At 70.0% G+C, this 10,569-nt stretch carries 4 protein-coding genes; 1 reads left to right on the forward strand and 3 read right to left on the reverse strand.

Features of this window, described 5'->3' with window-relative positions; translation table 11 throughout:
- Positions 1 to 82: 82 nt before the first annotated feature.
- From LOY02_RS15105 to LOY02_RS15115, 3 genes are all read right to left on the reverse strand, one after another.
- Positions 83 to 5,794 (reverse strand): hypothetical protein, encoded by a 5,712-nt coding sequence (locus LOY02_RS15105; protein ID WP_317183188.1) that lies wholly within the window; start codon positions 5,792 to 5,794, stop codon positions 83 to 85.
- Between the two features lie 170 nt (positions 5,795 to 5,964).
- A complete protein-coding gene (locus LOY02_RS15110; protein ID WP_317183189.1) occupies positions 5,965 to 8,733 on the reverse strand; it encodes a helix-turn-helix transcriptional regulator in 2,769 nt (922 codons plus the stop codon).
- Positions 8,734 to 8,869: 136 nt separating this feature from the next.
- A complete protein-coding gene (locus LOY02_RS15115) occupies positions 8,870 to 9,826 on the reverse strand; it encodes a LysR family transcriptional regulator (protein ID WP_317183190.1) in 957 nt (318 codons plus the stop codon).
- Positions 9,827 to 9,898: 72 nt separating this feature from the next.
- On the opposite strand from LOY02_RS15115, the gene LOY02_RS15120 reads away from it, so the two are divergent.
- Positions 9,899 to 10,569 (forward strand): EamA family transporter (locus LOY02_RS15120; protein WP_317183191.1); only part of this gene is annotated, 671 nt, incomplete at its 3' end.

Here is a 10,569-nt window from a genome sequence, read left to right on the forward strand (position 1 = left end):
GGCTCAGCGGCATACGTCCCGGTGACCTGCGGCCGAACCGCTCACGCCCGCGGTTCGGCCGAGGGGCCGGCTCAGGCACGCCTCACTGCTGTTGGGCAAGCGACTGCAGGCTCAGCGTGGCCCGCAGGAGCTCGTCGTCGGTCGCGGTGGCATCGAGCCGCACCTGCTCCGCCTCGGCGACGGCGTCGGCAAACTGCGACAAGATCTGCCCGTCGGCATCGCTCCCGAGACTCCCCGTGGCGTAGTTCAGCCACACCGCGAGCAGCTCCCTGTCGAACTGTGCCGCGCGGGACATCGCGTTGGGCGCAAGGACAGTGACCGCGTCCGATGGTCCGACCAGCGGGGTGATCTCACCGAGCACCCCACTCATGTGAGCAGCGATCGCCAACGCACACCCCTTCTCCCGCTCGTCGAACGGGTCCGAGGGCCGCTCGTCTCCGATGTGCGCGTACTCCTCGTACCACCATCCGCGGGGCCCAACCCAGTCCGCGTCGCCGACCACGACGACCGGGGCCCGTTCGAGGGCGGTTCCGGCATCGTCGTCCTCGGCAGCGACGTCGACGAAGTAGAGACAGTTGAGCAGGTAGGTGTGGACGGCCGAGGCCGACACGTCGCGCGGTTGGATGGACGGACTGGGCAGGGGATCGGCGGCCGGTGGGTTCACCAGGTCGGTGACCGCGTCGGCCGGAGCGCCGTCGCCCCACGTCCAGGTGAGCGTCTCGTCGTCGCTGCCCGGGTCGGACACATTGGCGCCGATCTCGAGCGGCACGTCGACCCGGGTCAGGAACGTCGGGCCGCCTGGAGTATCGAACGTCGTCGACCGGTCGATCCCGACGTCGGGATCGACGTTGTCGACCTCGACGGGGATCGTCGTCTGCACGATGCCCGTGTCGTCGTCGATGACGGCGATGGTGACGTCGAACAAGCCGTTGTCGCCCCACGCGTGGCGGATCATCGCCTCCCGGTCGCCGATCGGGACCGCGACCTCCCTGCGGAAGCCCTCGCCGACGCCCCAGTCGACGATGATCGAGTGGCCGTCCTGGAGGCCGGGGTCCGTCCAAGCGACGTGTAACTCGACAGCCTGGCCCTCGATCAGCTCCTCGGTGACGATCTCCACGTCGAGGTCCGCGGGCGCAACATTCTGGACCGGCTGGTCGAAGGTCCGCGAGTGCGTGCCCTGGTCGTCGTCAGCGAGGACGATTCGCAGCCGATAGGGATCGACGGGGGTGCCGGTCGGGTTGTCGTCCCGGTAGGTGTGGGTGAGCGCGACCGCGCGTTGCCCGGCCGGAACGTTCACCGCCTGCACGCGACCGTCGCCCCAGCTGACGTTCATCCGGTGGTTGTCGGGCAGGCCCGGGTCGTCGAAGGTGACGGTGAAGCTCTGTGGGCGCCCCTCCTCGACCGGGCCGGCGGAGGTGATCCCGCTGATCACCGGTGCCACGTTGCGGATCGTCACGTGGGACTCCAGCTCCCGAAGGTCGTCGGAGGTCCCTGCACCCGAAGACAGGTCGGACACGACGATCCTGGCCAGGTCGCTCGACGTGAATGACGGGTCGTCGTCGGCGTACACGTGGTCGAGCGCGAAGTCGGCTTCCCCGACGGCGACGGTGACCTCCTCCACCTGGCCGTCACCCCAGGCAACCCGCACCTGGTGGTCGGCAGCGACGGGCTGGCTGAACGACCCCTCCAAGGTGAACTGCTCACCCTCGGTCACGAGCTCCGGCACGACGAGCGTGGTGAGCACCGCCTCCGTGTCCCCGACGTCCGGCGTCGCGGTGAACAGGTCATGCTCGAAGCCATGGCAGGTGGCGCTTCCGGGGCTCGCGATCTGCTCGATGATGGACGTGACCAGGTCGTCCACGCTCGCGACCGGATCGGTGACGTCCAGGCCGAGGCTGAGGCCGAAGTCGACGCCGAAGACCGATCCGACCATCGTGAGGTCACCGAACGCAGCGCCGTCGCCCAGCTCGGTGTAGAGCTCCGCGCAACTGAGCCTGAGCAGTGGCTGGTCGTCGATCAGTCCGACCAGGCCGTCGATCAGGTCCGTGATCTCCTCGATGCCGGAGAGGTCGGCGACTGCACCCATCGACTCCTCGTAGGCAGGGATGACGTAGGTGTCGACGATGCCCTCGAGGGTGCAGTCGTCGAGGCCGGGAAGGACGTCGCACAGGCCGTCCGTGCCGCCGAAACCCGGGAAGTCAATGCACTCCTCGAAGGGTCCGACGCCGAAGCAGATCTCCCAGCCGCCATACGACGGAATGCCATTCATGATCAGGTTGAACGTGTTCCCGCCGACATGGTCGATCGCGAAGTCCCAGACATCGACGAAGTCCTCCGCGCGGTCGACGAAAGCCTCCAGCTCCGAGGGCACCTCGATACCGGCGGCCTCCATGTGGTCGACGATCCGGATCAGGTTGTCGAGGTCCGCGTCTCCTGCAAGGGCGCGGGCCTCGTCGGCCGCCGCGGCCAAGGCGATGAGCGGGTTGAGCGTCTCGTCAAGCTGGTCGGCGAGCAGGGAGACCAGGTTGGGGCGGCCAAGGTGGTACTGGTCGGTGGCGAGCAGGAGGTGCAGTCGGAAGTTGGGGACCCCGGCGGACCAGACGTCGTACTCGGCGGTGGTGTCCACCAGCGCACGCAGGCCGAGGGCCTGGACGTCACCGAAGGCGGTGAAGCTGCTTCGGTCGAACCGGACCCGGAAGCGCCCGCCGGCGATCGGGTCGGGGGGAGCTCCGGTCGGGTTCACGAACCGGGCACCGCCGCTGGCAACGAGGTGTGCGTCGGCAACGCTCAGCACCACCTCGAGATCGAGATCGTCGACCTCGATGGGTCCGGCCTCGAAGCCCGGGATCTGGAGCATGCCGGAGATCCCGGTGGTGGACACGCGCAGGCCGCCGCTGGCGAGACAGCCATCCGCCCGACGGTTGAGACAACGATCCTCCTCCTTCTCGGGGACAACGGTCTGCTGACCCGTGCACGTCGGCACGACCCGCGGCGCGTCGGCGGAGGGGTTGACGTACAGGTCGGCTCGAACGGTCAGGCCTTGCGGCATGCAGAGGTCGGGCACGCCCTTGGGCGAGAAGGCGACGTCGACGTTGCGCAGGTTGACATCAGGCAACCCCATGGTCGCGAGGTCGAGCCGGGGAGCTGGGCCCCCCGCCGCCTGCACCAAGAGGTGCTGCAGGTCCAACAGGTGCCCGGTGTCGAACCCGGCGCCGCTGGCGACGCGGATCCCGTCGAGCTCGACGATCACCCACGGTGCTTCGGCCATCACCTTCACGGAGAGCTGGACCGCCGCCAGGAGGTCGGCGGCGTCGTCGGCGAAGGCGATGTCTCCCTCGAACCCCAGCTGGAAGTCGAGTGAGTCGGCGCGAGCGACGACGCTGCCCTTGGCCCGGAGCTCGTCGATGCCGAACCAGGTGACCCCGAACGGGTACCAGGGGTCGGGCGGATGTGGGGTTGTGATGCGGTGATCGATCCCGAGCTCGACCGAACCGTCCGCCTTCGCAGTGATCGAGAAGCGTCCTTGGAGTCTCAGGATGTCGTAGCACGCCACGTCGGGGTCGTCGCTCGTGTCGGTGCGGTCGACCGGCAGCGGCTCTCCCGTCGAGCACTGCTCGCCGTCGGCGAGGGTGTGGTGATCCGTGACCGGGATGAAGGCGTCGTTGAGGGGTCCTGCGACCTCGGAGGGCAGGCCGGCCGGGAGGCGGAGGTGGAGGTCACCGACGAACTCGACCGAGATCGAGGGGCCGGTGTCGCCCTGTTGGGCCGTCCCAGTCAGGACGATCGAGCCGTCGACCTGATGAATGATCTCGGGCAGCAGGTCGGCCGACTGCAGTGCCACTTCCAGCTCCAAATTCGCCGTGGGTGGCGCGGACGGCACGAGGGGCAGGGTGCCCCGGGCTGTCACCCGGGACTGCCAGCCCAGGCGATCCACGATGTCGGTGAGTTCTTCGGGCAGCTCGAGGCTACCGAGCACCGAGAAGCCGGCTGGGATCGACACCTCGAACGGGCTGGCGTCGTCCTCGGTGTAGCCGTGCAGGGGCCGAAGGAACCGACGCATCGCGACGGGGAGGTTGTTGATTTGGGCATCGATCGCCTTGGTGGTGAACAGCAGCCCGAAGCTGGCGGCCCCGTCCTCGCTCGCCAGCGTGAGGTCGAACACCTCGGGGATGTCCACGCCGGGCAGGAGCGAGCTCAGTGGCAGGTCCGAGTCGGCCCGTGCCGCGACGGTGACCTGGCGGTCCCCGCCCACCGAGAGGAAGAGGTTGGCGCCGAGCGGGATGCCTCCGCCCACGGGGAGGGTGACCTGCACAGAACCTGCCACTGACACCGTCGGGACGGTCCGCGTCACCGGAGGAGAGCCGATCTCCGCAGGCCCGAAGTCGACCCGGATCGACACGTTGTCGATCTGGGCGTCGAGGTGGTCGGGCGGCAGGCTGTCAGGCAGGGCGAGCGGGCCGAGGTCGATTCCGTCGATCTCATCGGCCTCGACGAGGTCGAGCACCTCGGCGGCCGTGATGGTGTCGTTCATCCGGACCTCGATGGTGCCACTTGGCCGGCTCGCGGCAAGCTGTCCGGTCACGTTGACCGTCACGTCCTTGCCCGCGACGAGTGCGTGCCCGAAGACTCCGAACCCCACCGTGGTCTTCCGCTTGCCGTCGTCGCCGGTCGTGCTCGCGAATGTGCCCGTGACCTGCAATCGGTCGACGTCGAGCCAGTCGACGCCGAACGGCGCCGGCCACTCGCCTGCCAGCACCCCGACCACGTCCACGCTGATATCAGCGGGGTTGCTCGGCGCGAACGCGATCTGCGCCTGAAGGGTCACGGTCTGGGGATTGAACAGCTCGAACGTGGCATCAACCGCGGCGGTGAAGGCCACCCGGGAGGCCTGCGCGTCATAGGCGATCTGGCCCCGCCATCGAGCTGCGTCGACGAAATCCAGCCAGTCGGGCATGAGCGCGCTCTCGGCCGGCGATGTGGGGAGCAGGCCGCTCAGGCGCCAGGTCGAGGCGGATGGTTCGAAGGGTACGCCGAAGCCGATACCGAGGCTGCCCTCGAGCACCGCCCGGTCGTCGTCCCCCCACCCGAACGCGTCCGTGGCGACATCCGGGAAGGTGCCGAGACCCAGTCCCAGGCTGAGGAAGACGCGCTCGTCCGGGTGCTCGAGAACGGGGACGATCGGACCGGGCAGGTCGCCCGGGCCATACACCGCTCGGAAGAAGGCGGCGGCGGCGGGCGGGAGGTTCGCGGGGCGGCCGACGTAGTCCGGCGCACTCGTCTCGATGTTCTCGGCGAGGGTGGCGACGGTGACGGTGCGGCGGTCCACGTCGACACCCGAGAGGCCCGCTGCGTCGCCGAGCGCGCCGGCCAGGGTGGTGGCCGCGAGGTGGCCGGAGACCACGACGCTCGCCTCCTCCTCGCTCCCGCCGAGCCAGTCGAAGAGGACGAGCACGTCGGCGGGTGCCTGCGCAGAGGCGCCGGGGAAGTCGTCCGACGAACCCCGGATGGCGATGGACGTCGTCGGCTCGTGGATCTCCACCGTGGCGTCGTGCAGCGTGATCGTCGACGTGCCGAGCAGACTGGCGATCGGGATCTGGTTGACCACGGTGGGGTCAGCAGCCTCGATCGCCGGGACGGCGGACCAGTAGGTCCGGCTCTGCAACGGGATGGTGTCGGGCTCGCCGGCGGGAAGGCTGCCGATGCGGAAGTCGAAGGTGTCGGCAGCCACAGCGCCCGGAGGCGAGCCCATGAGCAGGCCGAGGAGCGCCACGCCCACGCAGATGAGTCCGGACAACCACCACTTTCGGCGCCTGCGTGCCTTCGCGGTGCTTGTCAACGCACCGGTACGACCTGATGTCCGTGTGTCATCGCTCATCGGCCCTCGCCCCCTCGTTAACCGCGCTCGTCGCCCGAACAGTCCCGGCGACGATACGAGCGACGAGGTCGGAGCCTCTCAGTAGCCGACTACTGGTTTTCGGGTGAGGCGGCGGGACCGACGCCGAGCACCCCGGACAGGTCCTCGCGGTGGCTGATCCCCAGTTTGGCGAACGACTGGTAGAGATGGGACTCGACGGTCCGGACCGACAGGGACAGCTGCTGGGCGATCTCGAGGTTGGTCAGGCCCGTGGCAGCGAGGTGCGCCACCTCCCGCTCCCGTCGTGAGAGCGCCGCGGCCGTTGAGTCGTTCTCCAGGGTGAGCGCGGGCGTGCGGGCGCCCTCGCAGCGCATCGCCAGCGACCTGCTCCGGGCCGCCGTCCTGGCCGCTCCGGCTCGCACCGCTGCCCGCGCGTGCGCTGCGGACGCCTGTGCTGCGACCTCGGCTGCCACCAGCCACATCCCCCGCGACTCGAACTCGTCGACCAGGCTTTCCAAGGCTACGCCGTCGCCGGACGCGAGCCCGGCGGCGTGGGCGTGGTAGAGCGTGGGCAGGTCGCACTCGGTCACCGCTGCCACATCGACCAGCTGGCCTGCGATCTCGGCCGGCGCAGCTCCCAGACGCAGAGCCAGGTGCAGCAGCCGGGCTCGGTTGACGTGTGGCTCGCCCACCACTGCCGCGCCGGCTGCGGCGATCTCCGCAGCCCGAGTGAGGTGTCCGTCGGCGACCGCGATGAGCGCGTCGGCGGTGACGAAGTCGGGGTCGTAGCGGACGATCCGGCCGGTGACGTCGATCTCCCGGCTGGCTTGCCGGGCCCGCCGGGCGGAGACGACGTCTCCGGAGAGCGCCTCGGCTTGCGCCAGCATTGCCAGGGCCCAGGCCCGGTTCCCGGCGAAGTCCCAGGCGCTGAGGGTGGCCACCGCGCTCCGCAAGGTCCGGCGGGCGCTCACCGGTGTGCCACGCAGCAACTGGGCCAGACCGAGCGACATCCAGACGAGTCCGCGTTGCCCTTCGTCGCCCGTGGCAGCCAGCATGTCGTCGTACATCTGGAGCTGTGAGATGAGCTCGGTTGCCCGCCCGTCGTAGTACTGGCACTGGAGCGACTGAAGCGCGGCGATGATCCCGGCCTGTCCCAGACCCGGCACGTACTCGGCCCCGAGCGCATTCAACCGCTCGTGGAGTGGAGCCGCGCTCCGGGTGAGGCCGAGGTCGATCAAAGCCTGGCTCTTCGTCGAGGCGCACAGGAGGACGCTGGTGTCATCGACGTCGGGGTCGTCGAGAACCTCGTCGGCCAGCTCGACGGCCTCCTGCAGGCGCCCCCCGTCGATGAGGACTCGGGTGCGATAGCCGGCAACATGGTGCAGGGTCGGCTTGTCACGATGACGGGCGGCCATCCGGTCGAGCATGGCGAGGGCCTCGTCGGGTCTGCTCAACCCGTGGAACAAGGCGGTGGAGCGGGCGGCGAGGTAGGCCCGGCGGAGGTCCATCCCCGAGGCGGACCAGTCATCCGTGGCCAGCACAGCGTCCTCCACGTCGGCGAGCACGGCCTCGGCGGCATCGAAGCGGTTCTGGCCGTTCGCGGCCCGAGCGACCGCGATCGCCGCCGGCGGTCCGCCTCCGCGCTCGAGGGAGCCGCGGGCGAGTCGCTCGGCCAGCGCGTTGTCGAAGCGTCGATCGGCAGTCGCCGCGGCTGCGAGCAACGCCTCAGCGGTGACGTCGCCACCGGCTTCCAGGCGCCACGAGGCGATCCGCATGGCATCGTCGGCGGTCAGTGACGGCTGAGACTCGACGGCATCGGCCACGGTGCGCATGAGGCGGCGGGTCTCGACCGCACCCAGCTGACCCAGCAGGATCTCGCCGTAGAGCGGGTGACCCAGACGCAGCATCGCCGGTGTGACGGTCGGACCGATGGCGCCGGAGGGGGTCGCGACGGTCTGCTCCTCGATCCGCAGCAACCCCGCACCCTCCAGACCGGCGAGCCGGATCACGTCCGTCACCTTCTCGGCAACGGGCAACGGCAGCGGGTCGCCGATCGCGACCAGGCCGAGCGCTGTCCGTTGCTCCGCTGTCAGACCCTCCAGACGCTGACTGACGACGTCGACGAGCCGGGGTGTCAGGGGAACCCGGCCGTCCCACCGCCAGATGCCGTCCACCTCACGCAACGATCCGGTGTCGATCGCCGCGAGGACCAGCTCCCGAGTGAAGAGAGCGTTCCCTGCGCTCACCCGTACCAGGCGCTCGATGTCCCGCTGTGCCATGTCGCCACCTAGGGCGCGGCGCACCAGGTCGCCAATCTCGGCCGGTGCGAAGGGAGGCAGGTCGAGCCGTCGACAGAGCCCGTCCTTCCACAAGATGGTGACGGCGTCGTCGACCGGTTCGCCGAGACGAACGGTGGCGAGGAGCGTGACGGTCTGCGACAGCACCAGGCTGAGCAGCAGTCCGGCACTGCCGTTGTCGAGCAGCTGGGCGTCGTCGACCGCGAGCACGAGGCGCCGGCTCCCGTATCGCGCAGCGACGGCCTCGGCGAATGCCCTGTGCAGGGACAGCGCGGCGTCGTGCCCGTCGAGCCTGGCCTCTGGGACGACGGGGACCAGCGCCGAGAACGGTGTCATTGCCGAGGAACGGGTGGCTGTTGTCCACGCGGTGGGGTGGCCCCTGTCGGCTGCCATCGCGACGGCTTCGCGCATGAGCCGGGTCTTTCCCACGCCCGCCTCAGCGAAGATGATGGCCCCGGCGGGGGCGACTGGCTCACTCGCCGAGGGAGTGGCGGCTCCGGCCGCGACCGCTTCCGTCAGCAGCCCCAGCTCCTCCTGCCGCGCAACGAGAGGCCACTCGCGCTGCGCTACGGGCCCGTCCATGCCCTCCCGACCATGCCCCGTCGGCTCCTATGCGATCGACAGTCTATTCGCGCCCGCCACCCGTTCGCAGCGCATTTCCCCCGGTCGAAGTCGCGGGCCCGGGGCGACGTGTTTCAGGGGTCCGGCGCTGCTGCGCTCAGTCGGAGGAGACGAGTGAGCGGGCCTCAGCAACGAGCGCCTCCCGGACCACGCGGGTGACGGCGCGCTCGGCGTGGTCGCGCCGCGACAGGACCGCGATGCGGCGGCCCAGCGCGAGGTCGCGCGTCGGCAGGAGGCGGAGACGCTCCCCCTCCCGGTCGTCCGCGGCGAAGCGCGGCAGGAGCGCGACGGCGAGACCCGCTGCGACGAAGGACTCCTGGAGACGCAGGTCGGTGAAGCGGTGGGCCACCTGTGGCCCTCCGTCCACGGCCGCGAACCACCGGTGCAGGGCGTCGTCGAAGGGCCAGCCTTCAGGGACGCTCACCCAGGTCTCGCGTCGCACGTCCGCGAGCCGCACCGACCGGCGGCTGCCCAACCGGTGACCCGGTGCGACCGCGACGTCGAGCGGCTCGACGAGGAGCCCGGTCACGGTCAGACCCTGCCAGGTGCGCGGTGGTCGACTGCTCGCTCTCGGAATCGCCTGGCCCACAGCAGGCGCCGCGAGCTGGGTCGCATGGTGCCCGACGACGAGGTCGACGTCGTCGACGAGCTCCGGATAGCGGTCGCCGTGCAGGTCCGCCTCGACGATCTCCACCGAGACGTCCGGCCACGCCTCGAGTCGACGAACCGTCCCAGCGAGCAGCAGCTGTCCCGCGGTGGGGAAGACACTGACCCGCACCGTGCCGCGCACGTCGCCGCGGTACTCGTCCCAGCGTCCGCGTAGCCGCGCCAGGGACACCTCCACGTCCATCGAGGCGTCGACGAGCTCCCGTCCGGCCGCGGTGAGCTCGACCCGACGGCCGACCCGGCGCAAGAGGGGCAGGCCGGCTTCGCGCTCGAGCAGCTTGAGCTGCTGGGAGACAGCCGTCGGGGTGAGGTTCAGGGTCCGCGCGACCTCGGTCACCGTCGATCGTCGGGCGAGCTCACGAAGCAGTCCCAGGCGCCGCACATCCATGAAGGGAAACTACAAGACCTTGCCAGAAAGTCTCGATGGACTTGGTCTTTGAGAACCCGCCATCGTGGACGCATGGACCTCGGAACCCAGCGACGCGACCTGCTCTGGGCCGGCGCGGTCGCGGTGATCTGGGGGGTCAACTTCGTTGCCATCCACGCGTCGCTCGAGCACTACCCGCCCTTCCTCCTCGCCTCGATCCGGTTCCTCCTGCTCGCGGTCCCCACTGTCCTGTTCGTGCGGCGCCCGCGGGTCGCGTGGCGGTGGCTGCTCGGCTACGGCCTCGGCTTCGGCGTCCTCCAGTTCGCTTTCCTCTACCTCGGCATGGCGCTGGGCATGCCGGCCGGTCTCTCCTCCCTCGTCCTCCAGGCGTCGGCACCGTTCACGGTGGTCCTCGCCGCTCTCTTCCTCCACGAGCGCCCCGGCCGGGCCACCATGGCGGGGGTGGCCGTGGCGCTGGCGGGTCTCGGGGTCATCGCGGCCTACCGGGGCATTGCCGTCTCGGTGCTCCCCGTCGCGCTCGTCGTCGCGGGCGCGCTCGGCTGGGCGATCGGCAACGTCTGCTCGCGGCAGGCCCAGCCGGACTCGCCCTTTCGGTTCATGATGTGGATGACGGTCATCCCTCCGGTTCCCCTGCTGGCCCTCTCTCTGCTCGTCGAGGGCCCCGAGGACATCACCTCGGCCCTGGCCGACGCACCCTCGGCGTGGACCGCGAACCTCGGGCTCGCCTACACGATCGTCATCGC

Origin of the sequence: Intrasporangium sp. (assembly GCF_032907665.1) — a bacterium.
Classification (GTDB): Bacteria; Actinomycetota; Actinomycetes; order Actinomycetales; family Dermatophilaceae; genus Intrasporangium.